21 protein-coding genes are annotated in these 24,574 nt (G+C 27.1%); 19 read left to right on the top strand and 2 right to left on the bottom strand.

All coding sequences use genetic code 11. The features are described from left to right. Nucleotides 1-460: 460 nt before the first annotated feature. Both JRV97_RS09300 and JRV97_RS09295 read right to left on the bottom strand, forming a co-directional pair. On the bottom strand, nucleotides 461-667 hold the full coding sequence (locus tag JRV97_RS09300) for a hypothetical protein (RefSeq protein WP_280998292.1): 207 nt from the start codon (nucleotides 665-667) through the stop codon (nucleotides 461-463). Between the two features lie 100 nt (nucleotides 668-767). Continuing rightward, nucleotides 768-2,099: an S-layer homology domain-containing protein gene (locus JRV97_RS09295; RefSeq protein ID WP_280998291.1), complete on the bottom strand. Its 1,332-nt coding sequence runs from the start codon at nucleotides 2,097-2,099 to the stop codon at nucleotides 768-770. 211 nt (nucleotides 2,100-2,310) lie between these two features. On the opposite strand from JRV97_RS09295, the gene aspS reads away from it, so the two are divergent. From aspS to JRV97_RS09200, 19 genes are all read left to right on the top strand, one after another. Continuing rightward, nucleotides 2,311-4,071, top strand: coding sequence for an aspartate--tRNA ligase (gene aspS, locus JRV97_RS09290; protein ID WP_280998290.1), 1,761 nt, complete (start codon nucleotides 2,311-2,313; stop codon nucleotides 4,069-4,071). An 11-nt stretch (nucleotides 4,072-4,082) separates the two neighbouring features. After that, the gene (gene cmk, locus JRV97_RS09285) at nucleotides 4,083-4,748 is read left to right on the top strand and encodes a (d)CMP kinase (protein ID WP_280998289.1); all 666 of its coding nucleotides are present in this window, start codon (nucleotides 4,083-4,085) and stop codon (nucleotides 4,746-4,748) included. 4 nt (nucleotides 4,749-4,752) lie between these two features. Next, on the top strand, nucleotides 4,753-5,595 hold the full coding sequence (gene ispH / locus JRV97_RS09280) for a 4-hydroxy-3-methylbut-2-enyl diphosphate reductase (protein WP_280998288.1): 843 nt from the start codon (nucleotides 4,753-4,755) through the stop codon (nucleotides 5,593-5,595). Next, the gene (locus tag JRV97_RS09275) at nucleotides 5,595-7,151 is read left to right on the top strand and encodes a S1 RNA-binding domain-containing protein (protein WP_280998287.1); all 1,557 of its coding nucleotides are present in this window, start codon (nucleotides 5,595-5,597) and stop codon (nucleotides 7,149-7,151) included. The genes ispH and JRV97_RS09275 overlap by 1 nt, the downstream gene beginning before the upstream one ends. A 14-nt stretch (nucleotides 7,152-7,165) precedes the next feature. Further along, entirely contained in the window at nucleotides 7,166-8,494 is a 1,329-nt protein-coding gene (der, locus tag JRV97_RS09270) for a ribosome biogenesis GTPase Der (protein WP_280998286.1), read from the top strand. Nucleotides 8,495-8,507: 13 nt separating this feature from the next. Beyond that, complete coding sequence (gene plsY / locus JRV97_RS09265) at nucleotides 8,508-9,107, top strand: glycerol-3-phosphate 1-O-acyltransferase PlsY (protein ID WP_280998284.1); 600 nt, start codon at nucleotides 8,508-8,510, stop codon at nucleotides 9,105-9,107. A 71-nt stretch (nucleotides 9,108-9,178) separates the two neighbouring features. Then, nucleotides 9,179-10,849 carry a hypothetical protein gene (locus JRV97_RS09260; protein ID WP_280998282.1) on the top strand — a complete coding sequence of 557 codons (1,671 nt, stop codon included), beginning with the start codon at nucleotides 9,179-9,181 and terminating at the stop codon, nucleotides 10,847-10,849. Continuing rightward, complete coding sequence (locus JRV97_RS09255; RefSeq protein WP_280998280.1) at nucleotides 10,839-11,294, top strand: tetratricopeptide repeat protein; 456 nt, start codon at nucleotides 10,839-10,841, stop codon at nucleotides 11,292-11,294. Before JRV97_RS09260 ends, JRV97_RS09255 begins: the two co-directional genes overlap by 11 nt. Before the next feature lie 12 nt (nucleotides 11,295-11,306). Then, nucleotides 11,307-15,005 (top strand): polysaccharide biosynthesis/export family protein, encoded by a 3,699-nt coding sequence (locus JRV97_RS09250; protein WP_280998278.1) that lies wholly within the window; start codon nucleotides 11,307-11,309, stop codon nucleotides 15,003-15,005. Between the two features lie 49 nt (nucleotides 15,006-15,054). After that, nucleotides 15,055-16,446, top strand: a complete 1,392-nt coding sequence (gene hslU, locus JRV97_RS09245) for an ATP-dependent protease ATPase subunit HslU (RefSeq protein ID WP_280998276.1) — start codon at nucleotides 15,055-15,057, stop codon at nucleotides 16,444-16,446. Between the two features lie 10 nt (nucleotides 16,447-16,456). Continuing rightward, on the top strand, nucleotides 16,457-17,140 hold the full coding sequence (locus JRV97_RS09240) for a response regulator (protein WP_280998274.1): 684 nt from the start codon (nucleotides 16,457-16,459) through the stop codon (nucleotides 17,138-17,140). Beyond that, nucleotides 17,130-17,567, top strand: coding sequence for an NAD(P)-binding protein (locus JRV97_RS09235; protein ID WP_280998272.1), 438 nt, complete (start codon nucleotides 17,130-17,132; stop codon nucleotides 17,565-17,567). Before JRV97_RS09240 ends, JRV97_RS09235 begins: the two co-directional genes overlap by 11 nt. Continuing rightward, a complete protein-coding gene (locus JRV97_RS09230; protein ID WP_280998270.1) occupies nucleotides 17,557-18,240 on the top strand; it encodes a potassium channel family protein in 684 nt (227 codons plus the stop codon). The genes JRV97_RS09235 and JRV97_RS09230 overlap by 11 nt, the downstream gene beginning before the upstream one ends. Nucleotides 18,241-18,244: 4 nt before the next feature. Then, entirely contained in the window at nucleotides 18,245-19,747 is a 1,503-nt protein-coding gene (locus JRV97_RS09225) for a TrkH family potassium uptake protein (protein WP_280998268.1), read from the top strand. A gap of 10 nt (nucleotides 19,748-19,757) precedes the next feature. Continuing rightward, nucleotides 19,758-21,023, top strand: a complete 1,266-nt coding sequence (hisS, locus tag JRV97_RS09220; RefSeq protein ID WP_280998266.1) for a histidine--tRNA ligase — start codon at nucleotides 19,758-19,760, stop codon at nucleotides 21,021-21,023. A gap of 4 nt (nucleotides 21,024-21,027) precedes the next feature. Next, entirely contained in the window at nucleotides 21,028-21,876 is an 849-nt protein-coding gene (locus tag JRV97_RS09215) for a hypothetical protein (RefSeq protein WP_280998265.1), read from the top strand. A 120-nt stretch (nucleotides 21,877-21,996) separates the two neighbouring features. Next, nucleotides 21,997-22,251: an acyl carrier protein gene (gene acpP, locus JRV97_RS09210; RefSeq protein ID WP_280998264.1), complete on the top strand. Its 255-nt coding sequence runs from the start codon at nucleotides 21,997-21,999 to the stop codon at nucleotides 22,249-22,251. Between the two features lie 87 nt (nucleotides 22,252-22,338). Continuing rightward, a complete protein-coding gene (locus JRV97_RS09205) occupies nucleotides 22,339-23,925 on the top strand; it encodes a CTP synthase (RefSeq protein WP_280998261.1) in 1,587 nt (528 codons plus the stop codon). Beyond that, a complete protein-coding gene (locus tag JRV97_RS09200) occupies nucleotides 23,922-24,506 on the top strand; it encodes a CPBP family intramembrane glutamic endopeptidase (protein WP_280998259.1) in 585 nt (194 codons plus the stop codon). The genes JRV97_RS09205 and JRV97_RS09200 overlap by 4 nt, the downstream gene beginning before the upstream one ends. The last annotated feature ends 68 nt before the right edge of the window (nucleotides 24,507-24,574 follow it).

Genomic DNA, 24,574 nt, shown 5'->3' with positions numbered 1-24,574 from the left:
TATTTATTCAAATATTTTTTTACTCTTGTTGATAATTCAATAATTATAATGTTATATATATGGATTCCGATTAAATAAGATAAAATGGATAATATATATAATATTTTATTTTCCTTTAAAAAAGAAGGAATCAAAAATTTAAAAAAAGATAAAAAAATAGATATTGAAATAATGGAAGTAATTATGGAGTATATGTATTTTTTTGAATAGATAAACAAAATTAAAGGCAAGAAAAATAATAGAATTAATGGTAAAACTTGCATATGTAATCCAACAAATAAATTCAAAAAGAAAAATCCCACTGTGAAAATAATAGAATGATAAAGATTATTCAACAGTGGTATGAAAATTGGTAACAATAAAGGTATTATATTTGGTGCTATATGAAAAATTTTTGAAATCATATATAACAGAAATGCAATTACTAAATATACGCTGGTTTGAACAATTTTATTCTTTATTAAATGCACGGGCAAAGATCTCCTCCAGCACATTCACAACATGTATCAGCAACAGCAATTGTTCCTATACATTGCAAACATTCTGTACAATCGTCATTCCTTCTATAATATCCGGATCTAAATTTATTTAATTCTTCTTTCATTTCATCGTTATTTTTATATTCATCAAACTTTTCTTTCCAGCTAAAATTTTTATCTCTTTTCATAGTTCACCTCCAAAAGGATTATTATTAATTTATATTATATTATATCATAAAATTAAAAAATCCCCTCGAAATAAATTCGAAGGGATTATTAATAATAATATTAATAATTAGAAGGATTAATAAAGTAAATAGCAATTCCTGCAACACCTGCTAATATTCCTAACCAGGCTAAAATATTTGCTTGATTCGCAGTTTTTTCAATTTTATCTACTCTTGCTTTATCAACAATAGAATCTGATGTTGCGTATTTCTCTAATTGTGCTTCTAAATCTGTTTTTGTCACGTAATTTCCAAGTTTAGAATCAACATCAGCTGCTACTGCATATTTGCTTAAATCTGTTTTTAATGCATAATTTTTCAATGATGCATTTAAATCGCCTAATGTTGCATATTGTTTCAAATCTGCAAATGTTGGATATTCTTTTAATGTGTCTTTTGTTACATAATTATCAAACCTTAATCCTAGTTCTTTTATTTTTTCTGAATTTGCATTTACTGAAGTCTTTACACTTTCAAGATTTGTACTTAATTCATCAATTTTTGTCATATTGGTTTTTAATGTATTTAAGTCTGTTTCAACTGAAGCAACTCTGTTTACTAAAGAATCGATATTTAAATTTTCTAAATCTGATAATTTTGCATAATCCTTTAAATATTCTGCTACTTTTGTATCAATAGCAGTATTTACTGAATCCATATCTGCTTTTGAAGCTAATTTAGATTCAAAAGCAGATATTTCTGATTTAACAGAATCTAAATCAATTGCATTTACTTTTGTTTCTAAATCTGCTAATTTATTTGCTAAAACACCTATTGATTCTATTGCTGCTTTATTTGAAGCAACATCTTTCTTTAATGCATCTAAATCCGTTGATAATGATTTTAATGTATTTAAGTCATTTTCTAAAGATGCAATTTTTTGTTCAACTGTTTTGTTTGATTCTAACGCAGATACTTTCTTTTCAACATTATCGATCTTTGAACTTAAAAAGCTAATAACATCATATGCACTCTTCAATTCATTTATTGATGCTTCTAATTCGTTAATTTTATTATCTAAAGAAGTTGTGTCAATATTTGCCATTGCACTTTTAATCATTGCATTTACTTCATCTTTTGATAATCCTTTTGATTGTTTGGATATTTGTTGAACTTGTTTATCCAGTGTAACTACCTTTTCGGCCAATGTTGCAAATAACTGTTGTTCTACATACTTTAATGCTCTGTCTAAAGCTACTGTAAGTTGGTATCTATTTACTTGAGATAATCCCTGATATGTTCCATCTGGAAATCCTTCAATAATTCCTAATGATGATAATCTTTCAATTGAATCGAATGCCCAGTGATTAACAGGAACATCCTTATAAGTTGTTGCTGCGAATGAAAACACAGCCAAAGCTAATACCATTAAAATGATTAAAAGCTTTTTCATCCTAACACCTCCAAAAAATTTTTATTATTTTCAAACTCTCAGTACTATTTTACCACAAAATTCAAAAAAAATGGTAAAATAAATTGGTATTTTTAGACACATTTTTATGATATACTTTAATAAACTTTTTTAGAATATAGATGATACTAATTTTATTTTCTATATTATTATAACAAATTCCTTAAAAATATATAAATCTGGAGGTGTTCAAATGCGTTTAAAAAGAACTCATAAATGCGGTGAATTGAATAGTAAAAATATCGGAAAAACTGTTATTTTGAATGGTTGGGTAGAGAGAATCAGGGATTTGGGTGGCATTAAGTTTGGATTACTAAGAGATAGATATGGGAAAATCCAATTTGTTATCGATCCAGAAAATAAGAAAATATATGATATTGCTAAAGAAGTTGGTAATGAATATGTTATAGCTATAAAAGGAAAAATTAGAAAAAGACCTGAAGATGCTATTAATAAAAATATGAAAACGGGTGAAATTGAAATATTAGTTGAAGATTTGGAAATTCTATCTGAATCTGAAACCCCACCAATTTATGTAAATAAAGACGAGGAAACATCTGAAAATTTAAGATTAAAATATAGATATTTGGATTTAAGAAAAGACAAAATGAAAAATAATTTATTATTAAGACATAAAGCTTTACAAATTACAAGACAATATTTTTCTGAAAATGATTTTATGGAAATTGAAACTCCTTATTTAACTAAAAGTACTCCAGAAGGTGCCAGAGATTTCTTAGTTCCATCAAGATTAAAACCAGGATCTTTTTATGCTTTACCTCAATCACCACAATTATTCAAACAATTATTGATGGTTTCTGGATTTGATAGATATTTCCAGATTGCAAGATGTTTTAGAGATGAAGATTTTAGAGCAGATAGACAACCTGAATTTTCACAAATAGATTTTGAAATGTCATTTGTAGAAATGGATGATATTTTAAATTTAACAGAAGGATTATTAAAAAAATTATTTAAAGAATTAGTTAATTATGATTTAAAATTACCTCTTAGAAGATTTACATATGATGAAGTAATGGATAAATATGGCTCTGATAAGCCAGATACACGATATGGATTAGAAATACAAGATTTTACAAACAGATTTGAGAATACTGGAGCAACATTTATTAAAAATGCAATTGAAAAAGGAGAAAAAGTTAGAGGAATTGTTTTAGAAAATAAAGCTGATAAATTTTCAAGAAAAAGAATAGATGAATATACAGAATTTGCAAAATCCGTTGGCGCAGGTGGATTAATATGGGTAAAAAATGAAAAAGGTAATATAAAATCATCTATTAAAAAAATTGCCGAACCAGAATTAAATAAAATGGTTGAAGATAATATTTTAAAAGAAAATGATATTGCATTTGTTTTAGTTGGTAATAGAGAAGAAATAAATAAAATTTTAGGACATATTAGAGTTAAATTAATTAGAGAAGAAATGGATAAAAAAGATGGATTTGATGTATTATGGGTTGTTGATTTCCCTATGTTTGCATGGGATGAAGAAGAAAATAGATTGGTTGCTGAACATCATCCATTTACCATGCCAAAATTAGATGAATTTGAAAAATATGCAGATTCTGACCCATTAAAAATAAGAGCACAATGTTATGATTTGGTTATTAATGGGTATGAAATGGCAAGTGGCAGTATAAGAATTCATAGAAGAGATCTACAAAATAAGATTTTTGAATTAATTGGTTTATCAGAAAAAGAAATAAATGAAAAATTTGGATTTTTAATTGAAGCATTTAAATATGGACCGCCACCTCACGGAGGAGCAGCTATAGGATTTGATAGATTAATTGCAATAATGGCCGGAGAAGAATCTATTAAGGAAGTTATTGCTTTCCCAAAAACTGCAAGTGGTTCAGATCCAATGACAGAAGCACCTTCAGCTGTTTCTGAAAAACAATTGAAAGAATTAAAGATTAAATTAGATCTTTGAGGAGGTATGTAATGAGTAACTTCAATGTAGCTATTGATGGGCCAGCTGGATCAGGCAAAAGTACTATTGCAAAAAAAATTGCGCAAATATTCAATTTATATTATTTAGATAGCGGTGCATTATATAGAGCTTTTGGCTATTATCTAAAGAAGAAAAATTTTGATTTAAATAATGAAAATGATATAATAAATGCGTTGAAAACTTTTAACGTGAAAATTATAAATGGTGATTATTATCTTTTTGATGAAAAACTAGATTTTCAGATTAGAACTCCAGAAATCGGAAAAGCCGCTTCTATTGTGGCAAAAAATCCGTTTGTTCGTGAAAAAGTAAATGAAATTTTGAGAAATATTGCAAAAAAACATGGTGTTGTTATCGATGGTAGAGATATTGGTACCGTAGTATTGCCTGACGCTGAAGTAAAAATATTTTTAACCGCTTCTATTCAAGAAAGAGCAGAAAGGCGTTATAAAGAATTAATCGGAAAAGGGAAAAATGTAAAACTAGAAGATATTTTAAAAGACATTGAAAAAAGAGATAAGGCAGATTCCACTAGAAAAATTGCTCCTTTAAAACCAGCCGATGATGCAATTATAGTAGATACTACAGGAAAAAATATCGAAACTGTTGTAAAAGAAATAAAAAATATTATTTTAAATAAAATAAATTTGGAGTGATTGTGTGGAAATAAAACTTGCGTCAAAAGTGGGCTTTTGTTATGGTGTCGAAAGAGCATATGAAAAAGCCTTGGAATTAGTTGACAAAAATAAAAAAGTATATATTTATGGAGATCTAGTTCATAATAATGAAGTAAAAAACGAACTCATATCCAGAGGTGTTAATTTCTTTTATTCTTTAAGAGAATTACCTTTAGATTCAAAAGAGTCTATATGCATAATACGCGCACATGGTATTCCCAAAAAAGATAAAAAATTTTTAAGTGAACATTTTTATAAAATAATAGATTTAACATGTCCTATTGTAGAAAAAGTGTTTAATTACGCTTATGAAATGCAACAAAAAGGATATTTTATTGTTGCATATGGGAAAAAGGAACATGCTGAAATGATTGGATTAAAAGGCAATATTGATGAAAATAAAATTGAAATTATAAAAGAACCAATCCCTTTCAAACATAATAAAATCTGTATTATTACACAAACAACAATGGATTATCATAATTTTAAAAATTTTGCTTCTAATATTGCACAAATATCAGAATATAATGAATTAATTATAAAAGATACGATTTGTTACGAAACAAAAATAAGAGAAAATGAAGCAAAAGATATTGCAATTTGGGCAGAATTTGTTATAATAATAGGAGGAAAACATAGTTCAAATACAAGAAAACTGTATGAAATATCTAAAAAATATAATGAAAATTCTATTCATATAGACTCGGTTAATGAATTAAAAGAGCAAAATTTATCAAAATTTAAAAAAATAGGTATCTTAACGGGTACCTCTACACCAAATAAATCTATCAATGAAGTTATTGAATTTTTAAGGAGGGGTTTTTGATGGTTGGAGATAAAAGCGAATTCGAAAAACTTTTAAGCGAGGAAACAGAATTTCAAATAAAAAAGGGGGATATAATTAACGGCGAAATTATTTCAATTAGTTCTGATGGTTTATTTGTTTCAGCAGAAGGAAAACCTTTTGACGTATATGTTGGAAAAGATTATTTATTAAATAACATCAAAGAATATAAATTAGGAGATAAGATCACTGTTAAATTATTAAAAATTAATGAAGCTGAAGGACAGGCATTTGGTTCTGAAAAAGCTGCTAAAAGAGATGCTATTATCGATGAAATAGTAGAAGGAAAAGTCGTTAAAGGTAGAATCATTGAAAAAGTAGCAAAAGGGTATATTGTTGAATTGGAAAATGTTATCAATGCTTTTTTACCAGGATCTTTATCTATGCTGAATCCTCATTCTGATTTCCCAAGAGAAGAAATGGATTTTCTCGTATTGAAAAATGAAAAAAGGAGAAAAAGAATTAATATTGTTGTATCAAGAAAAGGGTTGATAGATAAGTATGTTGAGGAATTTTTCAATAATCATCATTTAAACATGATTGTTGAAGGTATAATAAGTGGAATAAAAGAATTTGGGCTATTTGTTAATTTAAGTCCTTATGTAACTGCTTTAGCTCCAAAAAGCGAGCTATCATGGGATAAAAAATTCGATCATACAAAAGTTTATAATATTGGTGATAAAATAAAAGGTGTTATTGTAAAGCTTGATAAAGAAAACAAAAAAGTTTCAATTTCAGTTAAAAGATTAAAAAATGATCCATGGGAAGAAGTTGAAAAGAAATTCCCTGTTGATTCGATTGTCACTGGTGAAGTTGTAGATATTTTCCCATTTGGTTTTGCTATTAAATTAGATGAAGGTGTTGAGGGACTTGTTCATGAATCAGAAATTTTCTGGACTGGAAAAGGTAGAATAGAAGATATTGTTAAAGTCGGTGATTTTGTTAAAGTTAAGGTTCTTTCCATTGACAAAGATAAAAAGAAGATTACATTAAGCTATAAACAAGTATTAGGTGATCCATGGGAAAACATTGAAGAAAAAATTAAAGAAGGAGACATAGTTGAAGGTGAAGTTGAAAAACTTTTACCAAATGGAATTATTGTGAAATTGGATAATAATTTAACAGGATTTTCTCATGTTTCAGAGTTGTCATGGAATTTCGTAGACAATGTTGAAGATTTATTTAAAGAAGGAGATAGAATTAAAGTTAAAGTATTGCATATAGATAAAGAAAATAGAAAAATCAAATTGAGTGTTAAGCAAACAAAAGAAAACCCATGGAAAAGAGTATCAAATGAATTAAAAACAGGAGATAAAGTCAATGGTAAAGTTTTAAAATATGTTGGAAAAGGGGCTGTAATTCTTATTGATGATTATGAAGTTGAAGCATTTATACCTAAGTCAAAAATCAATTTAGGTGAAAATGATAGTATAGAAAACGTTTTGGAAATTGGTAGTACTGTTGAAGGTGAAATCCTTTCTATTGAATTTGAAAACGAAGAACAAAAAGGAAGTATGGTTGTAAGTTTATTAAAATAATAGAGGTGAAATAAATGAAACCAGTTGTGCTAATAATTGGAAAACCAAATGTAGGTAAATCAACTTTATTTAATAGGTTGATTAAAGAAAAAAAAGCTATTGTAATGGATTATCCAGGAGTTACTAGAGACCAAATATTTAGTGAGGCACGCTATGATGGGCGTGCCTTCACCTTAGTTGACACGTGCGGTATTTTTGAAGAACCAGCCAATGAACTGGAAGAAACTGCAAAAAATAAAGTTATGGAATCTTTAGGTGATTCTGACTTAATATTATTTATAGTGGATGGGAAAAATGGATTAACTGCAGAAGATCATTATTTAGCAAATGTGTTGAGAAAAGTAAAAGATAAAGTTTTACTTGTTGCTAATAAAGTGGAATCATATGATAAATTTGAAATTAATATTTTACCTGAACTTTATACACTTGGTTTAGGTGATCCTATTCCAATTTCCGCAGAACATAATAAAAACCTGGATGAATTAATTGATAAAATATTCGAGAAAATTCCTCATTATAACGCAAAAGATGAAAACCATGAAGATGTAATACGTGTGGCTTTAATCGGTAGAGCTAATGCTGGAAAATCTTCTTTATTTAATGCTATTACTGGTATTGAAAGGGCTATTGTCTCAGATGTTCCTGGAACAACAAGAGATAGCATTGATGAGATGGTGGAAATAAATGGACAAAAATATTTGTTTATCGATACGGCAGGTTTAAAAAGAAAATCAAAAACCAAGTATGGTAGCGTTGAAATGTATAGTACTGTTAGAACTATTAGAGCTATTGAAAATTCTGATGTTGTAGTTCTGCTTATAGATGCAGTTGAGGGTATTACTCAACAGGATAAAAAAGTTGTGGGAACAGCCGAAAATAGGGGAAAAGCTACTGTAATAGCATTCAACAAATGGGATCTTGTTAAATATCATGATAAAAGAATAGAAGAATATTTAACTTTATTTGAAAAAGAATTATATTTTGTAAATTATAGCCCTGTTATTTTTACTTCTGCTGCAAAACATTGGGGAATTGAAAAATTAATGGATGCAATTGATACTGCATACAAATCTTATACAAGAAGAATTCCCACAAGCGCATTAAATGCAGCGTTAGAAAGGTTTATGATGGTTTCTCCGCCACCTGTTAGAAAAGGGAAACGTATAAAAATTTATTATGGAACACAGGTTGACGTAAAACCACCTGTATTTACATTTTTCAGTAATATGCCACAACAAATCCCTAAATCATATCAAAGAGCTATACAAAATATGATCAGAAGATATATTGATCCGTTTATTGGTTCTCCAATATTTATAAAATTTAAAAACAGAAGTAAATAACGAGGTGATTATATTGACAGCTTTTTTATGGATATTATTTGGTTATTTATGTGGCTCTATACCTTTTAGTTTCATCATTGCACGCCTTAAAGGAATTGATATTACCAAAGTTGGAAGCGGTAATGTTGGTGGTACTAATGTATTAAGAAATGCCGGTGCGTTTTACGGTGTTTTAAGTATGATATTGGACCTTTTAAAATCATTTATTCCAACTTATTTAGCCTTAAAATACAGTGGAAATATTGCATATTTCGTGGCATTTTTTTCTGTAATTGGTCATATTTACCCAATATGGCTAAAATTTAAGGGTGGTAAAGGCGTGGCTTCAACAGTTGGCACTTATTTTGCATTAAATCCTGTATTAGCATTGATTTTTTATTTATTATGGCTCCCTTTGACTCTAACAACAAAATATGTATCGTTAGCTTCTATCACAACATTATCTGTAATAGGGTTATTGAGCTTTATTTATTCACCAAAACTCGGTATATTAAATGTACTTTTAGCTTTGTTAAGTATTTATAAACATAAATCAAATATAGAAAGGTTATTAAATAAGACTGAAAGAAAAACTGATATAGTTGAAATATTTAAAAAATCATTTAAAAAATGAAAAGACTATTGATTATATTCATATTATTATGCTCTTTAGCTTTTTCACAAACTTTAACAGAAAGCGAAAAAATGGCTCGAAAATTATTTTCAGAGAGCCTAAGTGATTTTTTTGCTGGAAAAAAATACGAAGCACGTTTAAAATTAGAAGAAGCTATGACAAATCAAATTTACTTAAAAGATGTTCCATATTTTTGGTATTATGCTGCAAAACTCGACCTTTTATTAGGAAATGTGGAAAAAGCTAAGGAAGATTTAAATAATATTTTATTTTTTTCTCCATCAAATGGCGAAGCCATTTCACTTTTGAACTTTATTAAATCTTTAAATAATATAGAAAAAACAAGCTCACCACAAGTAAAAATTAAAGAGCTTAAAAAAATTGAAAATATTATAAATGCTAATGAGAAATTTTTTATTGCTAATGATTTTGTTGTAGTAAATTCTTTTGTATATCTATTGGACATACAAAACAGATTAATATATTACACAAACCTGGATAATTCATATGAAAACTGGATAAAATTACCAAAGGCTATTGATAAGTCGTTTGTTCCATTTAAATTATATTATGATAATAGAACTGATTATTTCTATATTTCTGGAAGTACAGGACTCTATGTCATAAAAAATTTTTCAAAACAAAAAGACTTTTATTTTCAAAAATTAAATGATTATAATAATCTTTTATTGATTGGGTTGGATAGAATAGGCAGGTTTTGGACTTATTATGCACAAAACAACAGTATTTTAATTCTTGATTATAACGGAAACCTTCTGGAAAAAATACCTTTAAATAGCAAATATGTCATAACTTCAGGTAGTTACAGTAATAATAGAATAAATTTATTAGATATTAAGAATAAACAAATAATTGTCTATTCTACCATTTCAAAAAAAATTGTAGAAATTATCCCTCTAAAAAATAAACATTTTCCTTTAAAGGTTATTTCACTTCCATATAATATTTATCTAATTTCTTTTATGAATGATGGTACTTATTTATTTCAAAATAATAAATTCATTAAATTATTTAATTTTCCCTATTTATTAAATTATAAGAATGGTATATTAATGAAATTTGATTATAAAAAATATGAATTAGTAATAGATCGTATTGATTTTATTTCTGATGCTATACCATACTATGTATTTTTATATGGAATTGATTTTAACATTCCAAATATGACATTAAATTTAAAAATAAGCACTATTTCTCCTGAAAGTAATTTGATAGACTTTATTGATAAAAAGATTTATATCACTGATTCTGAAGGAAGATATGCATTTACATATCAGAAAAAATTAAAAACACCTTATTTTTATAAATTTGATAATATGGAACACTTGTTTTTAGAAATGTTGCCTCTTTTGAAGAATGATTCTATCGTTATTTTAAATGATAAAGAAAATTCTAACTTTGAAAAATACATTAATATTAAAAATATTACTCCTTTTATATTTACAAATATGTCTTTATATGTAATTACAAATAATCCTGTCAGTGAAAAAGTTAGAAAGCTTATAAATTTAACTGGGGGATGTATTGTTCCAAATGATTATTTCAATGTGTTTGAGAATTATATAAATAATAATAAAAAAATAATACAAAATATTACTTACAAAATTTTTCCTCCTATTGCTCCAGGAATTAGGCCGGTAAAGATTTATTTACAAATAGATAGTAAAATAATAAGCGATACTATGTATTATTATTCGGAAGGTGTTGGAATTGCAGAATAAAAGTAATTACTATTTAAAGTTAGGAAATAAATATTTAGGTTTAAACAATGTCGAATTAGCAATAAAAAATTACCTGTTGGCTTTAAATGAAAATTCAGAAAATCCTCTTATATATCATAATCTCGGTGTTTGTTATTTATTGAAAAACGATTCAAAATCTGCTCTGGAAAATTTTAAAAAATGTATAGAAAATGGATTCGAAACTGAAGAAACATATTATTATTACTTAAAAGCATTATTTGATTCTGGAAATTATGATGAATGTCTAAAAATCAAGGTTAATGAAAAATTTTTTATTGATATGAGTTTAATTAAAATAAAAGCTGCTATGAAAATAAATAAATATAATTATGCAAAAAATATAGTAGAAACTCTGAAAATGAGTGGCTTTTCCAGTCAGGAGTTAAATTTGATGGAAAGAATAATTAATTCAAAAAACATATAGGAGGTCTTAGCTGTGAAGTTGAAAACATCTATTTTTTTTATTATTTTACTTGGGATTTCTCTTTTTGCAAATTATACAATTAGAACGGGAGATGTATTGGGATTATGGGTTTTTGGTTACCCTGAATATTCTAACCAAAAAATATTGGTAGGTCCTGATGGACAAATTACTGTACCACCAATCGGGAGATTGAATGCTTATGGTAAAACAATAGAAACTCTTGAAAAAGAAATAAAAGAAAAAATAAGCACATATATAAAATCTCCAAATGTTACTTTAGGAATAGTTAATTATGCACCTTTTGAAGTACAGGTTATTGGTAATGTGAAAAGATCTGGAATAATACAATTACCAAAACCTGCATTGACATTAACTAAAATTATTTCACTAAGCGGTGGTTTTGCTGAACCATGGAAGAGCACTTATGCTATTGTAAAATATCCCAATGGGAAAGAAGAAAAATATAATATTACCAATTTATTTAAAGGTTTATTATTGGAAAAAGACCCTGTAGTACCTGAAAATTCAACTATAGTTATTCCATTTGAATACAATACAAATATCACTGTTTACACTGATTTTGGAATAAAAAACATTCCTTATTTTAATGGGATTACTTTGAAAGATATTGTATCTAATTCTAATATTAATCCCCAAAATTTTGAAAGTTCTATAATTGTGTTAAGAAATAACAAAATCTTAAATTTTTCATTTGAAGATTTAAAAGATAATAAAAATATTCTTCTTGAAAAAGGAGATACTGTTATATTTAATAAGTTAGAAAAATATGTTTATGTTTTTGGTTTGAATAAAGGGGGTAAAATTTTATTTGAAAAAGATGAGCCATTTACATTAAAAACATTAATGGCGAAATTAGGGGTTGAACCAAAATACGTAACTTATACTATTTATGATAAAGAGAAAGGTAAATTGGATAATGTTCAAGAAAATTTCGATTTAAAGGTTGGAGAAATTATTGAATTTGAATCTATAGAAAATTATGTTTATGTTAGTTCAAATGTTGGCGGAGGTAAAATTTTATTTGATGTAAAAGAAAATTTCGATTTAAATACATTATTAGGAAAAATGGGTATAGACAAAAATGATTATACTGTTGAAATTTTTAATCCAGAAAACGGTTTAACAATCGATGCAACACAAAATTTCTCTTTTGTTAAAGGTATGATAGTAAAATTCACTCCTATAGAAAAATATGTTTATGTTGCCAATAAAGGTAAAATTTTATTCTCTAAAACTGAAACTTTTGATTTAGACACTTTAATTGGTAAATTAGGTATCGATAAACAAATGTCTGAAATTAAAATTTTTGATCCTGATTCTAAAGAAACTTTTGTTGCTGATAAAAATATCCCTTTAAAAAATAATATGTATATCGATATTATTCCTGTGGAAAAATTTGTTTATGTTGCTGATAAAGGTAAAGTTTTATTCTCTAAAACCGAAACTTTTGATTTAGATACTTTAATTGGTAAATTGGGTATCGATAAACAAATGTCTGAAATTAAAATTTTTGATCCTGATTCTAAAGAAACTTTTGTTGCTGATAATAATATCCCTTTAAAAAATAATATGTATATCGATATTATTCCTGTGGAAAAATTTGTTTATGTTGCTGATAAAGGTAAAGTTTTATTCTCTAAAACCGAAACTTTTGATTTAGATACTTTAATTGGTAAATTGGGTATCGATAAACAAATGTCTGAAATTAAAATTTTTGATCCTGATTCTAAAGAAACTTTTGTTGCTGATAATAATATCCCTTTAAAAAATAATATGTATATCGATATTATTCCTGTGGAAAAATTTGTTTATGTTGCTGATAAAGGTAAAGTTTTATTCTCTAAAACCGAAACTTTTGATTTAGATACTTTAATTGGTAAATTGGGTATCGATAAACAAATGTCTGAAATTAAAATTTTTGATCCTGATTCTAAAGAAACTTTTGTTGCTGATAATAATATCCCTTTAAAAAATAATATGTATATCGATATTATTCCTGTGGAAAAATTTGTTTATGTTGCTGATAAAGGTAAAGTTTTATTCTCTAAAACCGAAACTTTTGATTTAGATACTTTAATTGGTAAATTGGGTATCGATAAACAAATGTCTGAAATTAAAATTTTTGATCCTGATTCTAAAGAAACTTTTGTTGCTGATAAGAATATTCCTTTAAAAAATAATATGTATATCGATATTATTCCTATTAAAAAGTTTGTTTATGTTGTTGGTGATATTTCAAAAACGATTTATTTTGATAAAAAAGAAAATATTGATAAAAAAACTATTTTAGCTAAATTGGGTCTTACAGAAGATAAAATAGAAAATTTTGAGTATGATAAATTAGAACCTGGTAGTATCATAAAAATCAAGATTAAAAAGAACTATGTTTATACTTCAGGTGCTTTTAATTATACTGGAAGATTGGATTTTGATATATCAGAGCCAATTACTCTATCAGCTATCATTTCAAAAGCAAGAGGATTTAATAATGAATTTAACGGAGAATTAATACTTGTTAATAACAATACAACAAAAACACTAACTATAGAAGAAAATAAAATATATAATGATATTATTGAACCAGGTACGATGATTATGGCAAAAGCCTCCAGAAGAGATGTATATATTTTGGGTGATGGCGTTTCAAATGGAGTTTATACTGCAAAACTTAATGATTCTTTATGGAATGTTTTATTAAGAGCCGGTTATGTACCTTCAGATAAATATGAAATCGAAGTTAAATATAACGAAACCATTAAAAAGTATAATGGAATAGAAGCTGAACAAATGCTCAATAAAATCCCAATTTCTGGTGAAATCTATGTAAATGTAAAGAAAGTCAAAAATGATAATGTTTTAATTTATAAAAATGGTTCTGTTAAAGTTATTACTCCTAAAATAAAAGATTATGTCACTCTCATAGATGTATTTAGTAGTGTTAATGGTTTTTCACCTTCTAATGAAGGTACAATTATGGTATATAATAATGAAAAGAAAATCGCTGAATATAATTCATTAGATGTAATAAATAATCCTTTAGCAAAAATCCCTCAAGGTTCTTATGTAAATTTTGTTTTAGACGTAAATCTAAATTATATTACTGTATTAGGAAGCACTACACCTAGAAGTATAAAAACAGAAATAGCTATTCCATTAACTGAAATTTTGGGACAATTATCCATAGATTGGAGAACTCAAAAATATATTGATATTTATAAACCAAATGGAAATATGGAAAAAATAGATTTAGATAAAGTTAAAGAATTAAATACAGTATTAATTCAACCAGGTAGTGTTGTTTATGTCCCTTCGACACATAATCAATATGTTTATGTTTTTGGCGAAGTATTACATCCAGGCATGATTCCTTATACAAAAGGTTTGAATGTAATAGAAGCTTTATTTAAAGCTGGAGTAAATACACAGACTGCAGAATTATCAAATGTATTTTTATTTACTGATGGACCTAATCAACCACCAATTGTATTGAATTTAAAAGATTTCTATAATGGTGGTAATGTTCCTGATAGTATGAACAAATTATTAGAACCTGGAAATATTATTTACATTCCAAAAAATATATTAACAAATGTTGTTAGCGTTATGAGTACAGTAAATAATTTCATGAGTTTCTTTAATACTGGATATACTACTTATAATAATATTAATAATATTATTACTGGAAAATGATAAAATCCCCCATCCGGGGGATTTGAACCTTTAAGCGGAGGTGATATTAATGGCAGAATTAACCCCAAAAGAAATTGTGAAAGAATTAGATAAATACATTATAGGTCAAAATGAAGCAAAAAAAGCTGTTGCAGTTGCACTAAGAAATAGATACAGAAGGCTAAAATTACCAGAAAAAATGAAAAAAGAAATAATGCCAAAAAACATATTGATGATCGGTCCTACTGGAGTTGGTAAAACAGAAATCGCAAGAAGATTAGCCCAAATTGCTAATGCACCTTTTATAAAAGTGGAAGCTACAAGGTTTACTGAAGTGGGGTATGTTGGAAAAAATGTTGAATCAATGATAAGAGAACTTGTAGATGTCTCCATAAATATGGTAAGAAATGAAATGATGAAAGATGTTGAAGAAAAAGCTGAAGAAATGGTTGAGGAAAAAATTCTTGATGCTTTAATGGGGATAAAAAAGCAGAAACAACCTTCTGCTGGTAATTTTATGGAACTATTAAACATGTTTGGTCAAAATCAACCTAAAAAAGAAGAACCAGTTCAGAATACAAATAATTATCAGAGAAGACTGGAATTAAAACAAAAATTAAAAAATAAAGAATTGGAAGATATTGAAATAGAAATTGAAGTTGAAGAATCACCAGCACCTATGTTTGCAGGGTTAGGGCCTGAATTTGAAGATATGGGAATACAAATTGGTGAGATGTTTTCAAATATGATGCCTAAAAAAACTGTACGAAGAAAAATGAAAATCAAAGATGCAAGAAATGTTTTATTACCTATGGAAGCAGAAAAATTAATTGATAAAGATAAGATGATTCAAGAAGCTATTGATAGAGCACAAAATAGAGGCATTATATTTATTGATGAAATGGATAAAATAGCAGCTAAATCTGGAGGTTCAGGACCTGATGTATCTCGAGAAGGAGTTCAGAGAGATTTATTGCCTATAGTAGAAGGAACTACCGTTGTAACAAAACATGGCCCAATAAAGACAGATTATATGTTGTTTATTGCAGCAGGTGCTTTTCATGTTGCAAAACCATCTGATTTAATACCTGAAATGCAAGGAAGATTTCCAATTAGAGTTGAATTAGATGCCTTAACCGAAAAAGACTTTGTTAGAATTTTAGTTGAACCAGAAAATGCTGTTACAAAACAATATAAAGCTTTATTAGAAACAGACGGTGTAAAATTAGTATTTACAGAAGAAGGAATTAGTGAAATTGCAAATATTGCCTTTAATTTAAATGAAAAAATAGAGAATATTGGTGCCAGAAGACTATATACTGTAGTTGAAAAGGTCCTTGAAGAAATTTCTTTTGAAGCACCATTGGGTTCAGAGGTGGAAATACAAATTACTAAAGAATATGTAAAACAGAGAGTTGGAAATCTTGCGGAAAATAAGGATTTAAGTGAGTTTGTCCTTTAGGGGGAATATTATGCATAAAATTTTAATTATTGAGGATTCGCCTGAAATAGTAATTTTATATGAAAAAATGATTAATAATTATCTCCAAAACATCGATCATATCAATATAATCCTTTATACAACACATGAATTAAAAGATTTTTTAAATAATGAAGAAAATTTTAAAGAAAAATTTTCACTGATATTGAGTGAAATAGAACTTCATGGTGAAAATATAACAGAATATTTGGAAATACTAAAAACATACCAACCAAAAACACCTTTATATATTGTAAGTAATAAAATGAATTTAAACTCTATTAGAACTATTTTTAAAATTGGGGCAACGGATTGGATCGAAAAACCTATTGTACCAGAAGAATTTTCCATTATGCTTGCTGAATCTGTATTTAAAGGTGAGACTTTTGAAAGCAGATATAGAAAATTAAAAAATGAATTAGCAACATTTTCTGAAAATAATAATCTTGAATTTTTTATTTTAGAGGATAAAATAAGCAAATTAATATTCGATAATCCCAATAGATATGAAGGACATCTTTTACTGGGCTATTTATATTGGAAAAAATTAAAAAATATAACTTTATTAAAAAAACATTATAATGCCGCGTTAGCTCTTGCTGAAGGAACTATTAAAGATAAAGAGTTTCAAAGTATTATTGTAAAAATTCTGGAGGCTCATAAAAATGAAAAATAAAATAAAATATATAATAATAATTGGTTGTGGGAGGCTTGGTTCGGAATTAGCTCGACGTTTCTCAAAAGATCACAATGTAATTGTTGTAGATAAGTTACCAGAGGCTCTTGAGCGTTTAAAAAAATACAATTTTACAGGATTTTCCATGGTTGTAGACAGTTCTGATATAGCTATTTTAGAACAGGTAAAAGCAGAAAAGGCTGATTTGATATATATTGTAACACCTGATGATAATTTGAATTTTATGCTTGCTAATGCCTGTAATACATTTTATAAATCAAAAAATCCTAACCTTGAAATAATTGCAAGGGTTAATGATCCACATAAAAAAAGTCTTTTTAAAAAGGCTGGTTTAAATATTTTTTGTCCAATAGAACACGCTGTTGACGAATTGGTTGGAAACGAAGGTGTAAAGAATGAAGAATAAAATATTCTATATAGTAGAAGGGGAGAATATTGCATATTCCATCGTACGAAATTTATTATATCAAGGACATTATGTATACTATATTTCATCTGATCAAAAAACAATAAGTAGGATACTATCATTAAAAGCATATTATTCAAATCTAGAAGGAATATTACATGATCCTACGGAAATAACATTTTTAGAAAGTCTTGATATGGCTCCTAATAGGATAGGTGGAGTTATTTCCTTATCAAGTGATGATGCATTAAATTTTGTTGTTTCATGGCTTGTAAAACAACTATATGAAGATATACGTGTAATTTCTCTTGTCAATTATCCAGAAAATGAAAAGCTATTTCTAAAAAACCATATAGAAACTGTGAGTATAACAAATTGGGTCGAAAAATTAATTGAGGCCTCTATAGAATATCAAACAAATTTAAGTTTTTTCAATCCCTATGCTGATAAATTGGCTATCATAGAAGTTAGAATAAAAAAGCAGGATTATGCTGCAAACAAAAAATTAAAAGATTTACGAATGCCTGAAAATTCAATTGTCAGTATGTTAATAAGGAAAGATGAAATTTTCGTACCTCAAGGAAATACAGAAATACTTCCTGGGGATAAATTGGTTATTTTTTCGCTAAAGGATAAAGTTCCACAGGTGAAACTCAAACTTTTGAAAGGATGAAAATATGCCAAAATATCTTTCAAATTTAAAATATCGTTATAAATTAGTTTTCAAAAATACAGGATTAATGCTTGTGACTTTTGGCATTGGATTGATAATATTTGGATCTCTCTCAATCTTTTTTAAAGATTTTAGCTCATTTTACAGTTTTTTTGAATCTGGTTTAATAAGTATATTTACAGGTGTTTTCTTTATTTTATTAAGCTGGAATGTTAAAAATTCTGCAATAAATATTCAAGATGCTATTGTTATCATATTTTTGGTGTGGACTTTGTCTATTTTTTTCTCTGCTTTACCTTTTGTGTTTTCTGGTATTTTAAACATTCATCAGGCAATTTTTGAATCAACCAGTGGGTGGACGACTACTGGCTTAACTCTTGTTGATGTTACAAAAATACCAAAAATATTTTTGTTATGGAGAAGTTTGATGCAATATTTTGGTGGTGCTGGTTTTGCTTTAATTATGGTTATTGCAACTGGTGCCCTAGGCGTGGGATTATATCAAGCTGAGGGGAGAACAGATAATGTTGTTCCAAATTTGAGAGATTCAGCAAAAATTATTTTTGGAATCTATTTCTCATGGGCTTTAATAGGAATTTTGCTTTTAAAATTTGCTGCAGGTTTATCATTGTTTGATGCTTTTAACCATACTTTAACAGCTTTAGCTACAGGTGGTTTTTCCACAAAAATAAATAGTGTTGGTGAATTTAATAATATTAATGCCGAAATTATTATTATAGCGTTAATGATTGCAGGTGGTACTGGTTTTGGAGTACACTATGCAGCTTTAAAAAGGAGAGATTTGTTTAAGAAGAATCCAGAACCTAAAACTATGTTTTTTATATTAGTAATATCAATTCCTTTAATTTTGTTTTTTACAACAAAAACTTTATATGGTTTTTGGGGCGGATTGAGACATTCAATATTCCAAGCTGTTTCCGCTTTAACTGGAACTGGTTTTTCTACTGTTTCTTTTGATAACTGGAATAGTTTTGGACTTTTAATTATGACTATATTGATGATATTAGGTGGTATGATGGATTCAACATCAGGTGGTTTAAAACTTTTCAGAATTTTTGTTATATGGAAAATCATTATTCACCAAATAAAAAATTATTTTAAACCTGAAGGAAGTATTTTTCATATTGAAGTATATAAAGGTATTTCAAAAAAGAAAATATCTTATGATACGTTAAAAGATGTAATTGCTGTTGTATTCATGTATTTTTTAATCTATACTATAGGTGTTTTAGTTTTATTATCTTATGGATATTCGTTAGAAGATTCTATGTTTGAATATGCTTCTGCTTTATCTGCAGTGGGATTATCTGTTGGGATAACAACCCCCAATTCTCCATTAGGAGTAATATGGATTGAAACTTTGGGAATGTATTTAGGAAGACTTGAATTCTTTGTAATATTCTTTGCTGTTATAAAAATTTTCAGAGATATAAAAGATATTATACAAATAAAAATTTCCAACTTCAGAGGAGGTGAGCCCTTTTAAAGGGTAATATATGGGTCAATATAAGAAGTTTAAAGGGACACAGGATATTTTTGGTGAAGAATCAAAATATTGGTATTTTATTGAAAAAAAATCTAGAGAAATATTTTTAAAATATGGATTCAAAGAAATAAAAACTCCAATAATAGAACCAACTGAATTATTTAAAAGAAGCGTTGGTGAAAGCACTGATATTGTTCAAAAGGAAATGTATACATTTGAAGATAAAGGAGGACGTTCTGTTACATTAAGGCCAGAAGGAACTGCTTCAGTTGTGAGAGCTTATGTAGAAAATTCTATGATTAATTTAGGATCACCTATAAAACTTTATTATATCGGTCCAATGTTCAGATACGAAAAACCACAAGCTGGTAGATTAAGACAATTTCATCAGATTGGAATAGAAATTTTTGGTACAGATACACCCATTTCGGATGCAGAAACTATTATTTTAGCTGATGAATTATTAAAATCTCTTGGCTTAAAAAATTACAAAATTAAAATCAATAGTATAGGATGCAAAAAATGTAGACCTAAATATAGAGAAGCCTTAAAAGAATATTATAAAACCTTACTCCCAAATTTATGCCATGATTGTCAAAAACGATATGAAACAAATATTATGAGATTACTCGATTGTAAAATTGACAGAGAATATGCAAAAAAAGCACCTATTATTATTGATCATCTATGCGATGATTGCAAAACTCACTTCAACAAAGTTATCAATTATCTTGATTCAATGGAAATAAAATATGAAATTGATCCAAAGATTGTTCGAGGATTGGATTATTATTCAAAAACTGCTTTTGAGATTGAACATACAGGATTAGGAGCCCAATCTGTCATTTTAGGTGGTGGAAGATACAATTCCTTAGTAGAAGAAATTGGGGGTAAAGAAACTCCTGCCATAGGTTTCGGAATGGGAATAGAAAGAATTATTCTTGCATTAAAAAAAGAAAATGTTGAAATTGATAATCCAGAAAAAATTGATGTATATATTGCATATTCTGGTGAAAACACAGATATAGAGGCACTAAAATTGTCTAAAATGCTAAAAAATGAAGGTTTAAAAGTATTCTTAAATCTCTCAGAAAGAAGTATTAGAAATCAAATGAAACATGCAAATAAAGTTAATGCACATTTTGTTGCAATAATTGGTGAAAATGAATTGAAAACAGATACCGTTACCATTAAAAATATGACTACAGGAGAACAGTTTGAAGTCGAAAAATTTTGGGTACCTCAAATTCTAAAAGAAAAATCTTTATTGGAGTGATTAAATGGTTTTTTTAAATCCTTTTATTGTCATTATAGGGATGATTATGTATATAATACCTTATTTGTGGCCATTAAGCTTTGCGATTACTATGTTTGTATATCATATTTTACTAAAAAATAGGGATGAACATATAAAAAGATTAAAAATATTATTTAAATTAAAAAATATTGATTTATCATTATTAAATAAATTTAAAGAAGAAAATTCCTTAAAGATACTTTTTGGCTATCTTATATCTTTTACTGGTTTTTCGCTAATTTTTATAAAAATCTCAAATCAATTGGAAAAGGTGTATAATAAAATATCTTCTATTGAAGAATTACAAAATTTAGAATATTCTTTGCCAAAATTTGATTCTTTTTTATTTTTCTTATTCCTGTTTTTTATCTGGTTCACTTATACACGTTTAATAAATAAAATAATAAAAGATCAGTTTTATATCCAAAATATCGAAATTCAAAAAAACTTAATTGATAAACCAATTTTAAAATATCGCGATTCTAACTTTGTTATGTTCCTTAGGATAATAACATTTAACTTATATGAATGGTTTTTACTTATTTCTTTAATAAAAGAAACAACTTCTTTATATATAGCTGATGAAACATATAAAAATATTGAAGAAATTACTATAAAAGATAAATATGAAAAAACGCAAGAAGAACAAAAAGAAACTTTTTTTGAGTTAATTACACCTGATAAATTTAATACAAAAGAAGAATTTTTAAGCTATGTATATTCAGAATTATCAAAATTAGATACTGTTACCAGATTAAAAAAAATGGATGAAATGCTTCAAAAAAAGCTATTAACAAAAGAAGATATAGAAAAAATTAAAAAACTATTCTAATTTTTACAAAAAGTACACGAAACTTTTACTTGACAACTTGCTAAAATATTAATATAATAATACCGATTTTATTATCTAATGCAATGGCTGTCTTGTGAAATCTAATAGGGAGGTATTAATATGACAAGAGACGAACTTTTTGAAAAGGTAAAAGAAATTATTGTAGAAACATTAAATGTTGAAGAGGAAGATGTTACTCTTGATGCATCATTTACAGACGATTTAGATGCTGATTCTTTAGAACTCGTTGATTTGACAATGGCTTTTGAATCTGAACTTGGTGTAACTATAGAAGATGAAGAGTTGGAAAACATCAAAACTGTTGAAGATGTTATTAATTCGTTGTCTGAAAAATTAAATATAGAAGAAGAATAATGACCTTTATAAGGGAAGCTTTCGCTTCCCTTATTTTATTTGTTAAAATGAGTAAAAATAATATTAAAATAAAAAGGAGGCTAAGACATGGCTAAAAAATATATTGTTGTAACTGGTGGAGTATTAAGTGGAATTGGCAAAGGTATTGTTTCTGCTTCTATAGGAAGAGTACTTAAAGATTGTGGTATAAAAGTAAATTCTTTAAAAATAGATCCTTATTTAAATGTTGATGCTGGGACAATGAATCCAAATCAACATGGTGAAGTTTTTGTAACAGACGATGGTTATGAAGCAGATTTAGATTTAGGACATTATGAAAGATTTTTAGGTATTGATATGAAAAGATTTAATAATATAACTGCAGGACAAATATTTAAAAGTATTATAGAAAAAGAAAGAGAAGGAAAATATCTTGGAGCTACCGTACAAATGGTGCCTCATGTTACTGAAGAAATAAAAAATAGAATAAAAAGTATAGATACAGATTTATTGATGATAGAAATTGGCGGAACCGTTGGAGATATTGAGGGTGAGATATTTTTAGAAGCAGTAAGAGAATTGTCATTAGAAGAGGGTATTGAAAATTTCTTTTTTGTTCATGTAACATTTGTTCCATATTTAAGTGTTACAAATGAATTTAAAACCAAACCAACACAACAATCTGTTCAATTACTTAGAAAAATTGGGATACATCCAAACATGTTAATTATTAGAACTGAAAAAGCTATTGATTCTAGTAGTCTTGATAAAATTTCATTATTTGCAGGTGTAAATAGAAAATATGTTATTAATTTACCTGATGCAGATAATGTTTATGAAGTGCCAGAAAAATTATATAATTTAGGTATTCAAAAAATAATTGCTGAAAATTTAAATCTTGAAATTCAAAATAAATTGAATTGGGAATATCCAAAAGTTTTTCATCCTCTGAAAATAGCCATGATTGGAAAATATCTTGGAACAGATGATGCATATAAAAGTATAATAGAAAGTATATTTTTAAGTGGAGCAGAGAAGCCAGATTTAATAGATTCACAGCAAATTGAAGAATTAACAGAGGAAGAAACAAAAGAACTTCTTTCAAAATACGATGGTATTATTATTCCTGGAGGTTTTGGGAAACGAGGTATTGAAGGTAAAATAAAAGCTGTTAAAATAGCTCGAGAAAATAAAATTCCGATTTTTGGTATATGTCTGGGAATGCAGATAATGGTTATTGAATTTGCAAGACATGTTGGAAAATTAGAAAATGCAAATTCTTCAGAATTTGATCCTGATACACCTTATCCAGTTATTGATATGATGGAAGAGCAAAAAGAAATATTAAAATTAGGTGGCACAATGAGATTAGGTGCTCAGGAAACAAAAATATTGAAGAATTCAAGATTGTATGATATATATAAAACAGAAACAGTTTTTGAAAGACATAGACACAGATACGAAGTGAATTTAGAAAAATTTAAAGAATTATTTGCTTATCCTGATGATGAAAGCATATCTAATAAACTAATAATTTCAGCAAAATCAGATTTTGTTGAAGCTGTAGAAATAAAAGATCATCCATTTTTCATTGGAGTTCAGTACCATCCAGAATTAAAGAGTAAAGTAGGGAAACCACATCCAATTTTTAAAGCATTCGTAGAAAAATTAAAAGAGTTAAAGGGGTTAAAATGATCTACTTGATATTGTTCTTACTAATTGCCTTATATTTTTTAATGGTGTTTTTTATAGAAAAAAAAATACCATTTGAAAAGGGCCTTTTAACAAAAATAATTATATTTTCTTTATTTATTCCAATTTTTAAATTGGAACTATATAAAAATATACCATTACAACTTTATATTATATTTATTGTATATGGAATAGTTATTGTATTATTACCAGAAAAAATAGTAAAACTTCCATCATTTGGGATATATTTAAATATTAAAAGATTAATTTTAATTCCACTATCTGCTGCAACAAGTGAAGAGGTGTTTTTTAGAGGGATATTGAATAAATATTTATTTCAAGCAGTAGAAAATATAATTATAGTAGCGATAATATCTTCGACTTTATTTGCATTAATGCATATTTTTAATTATTTTAATGGAATAGAAAGCAAAAGATATTTTTTACTTATTTCTCCTGTGAGATTTGCATTTGGATTCTTTTTTTCAATTGTAAATTATAAATATGGATTATTAAGCGTTATAATAATTCATTTTTTAATTGATTTTCCAGTATTTTATAGAATATATAAAAAATATAATTGAAGCGCCTTTGGGCGCTTCAGTTTGTAAACAAAGTACAAAATAAAATATTCAAAATAATATTTGTTCAT

This window comes from Marinitoga aeolica, from assembly GCF_029910535.1.
Taxonomy (GTDB): Bacteria; Thermotogota; Thermotogae; order Petrotogales; family Petrotogaceae; genus Marinitoga; species Marinitoga aeolica.
Note: the sequence above shows the minus strand (reverse complement) of the source record. Positions and strands in the feature narration are given on the sequence as shown.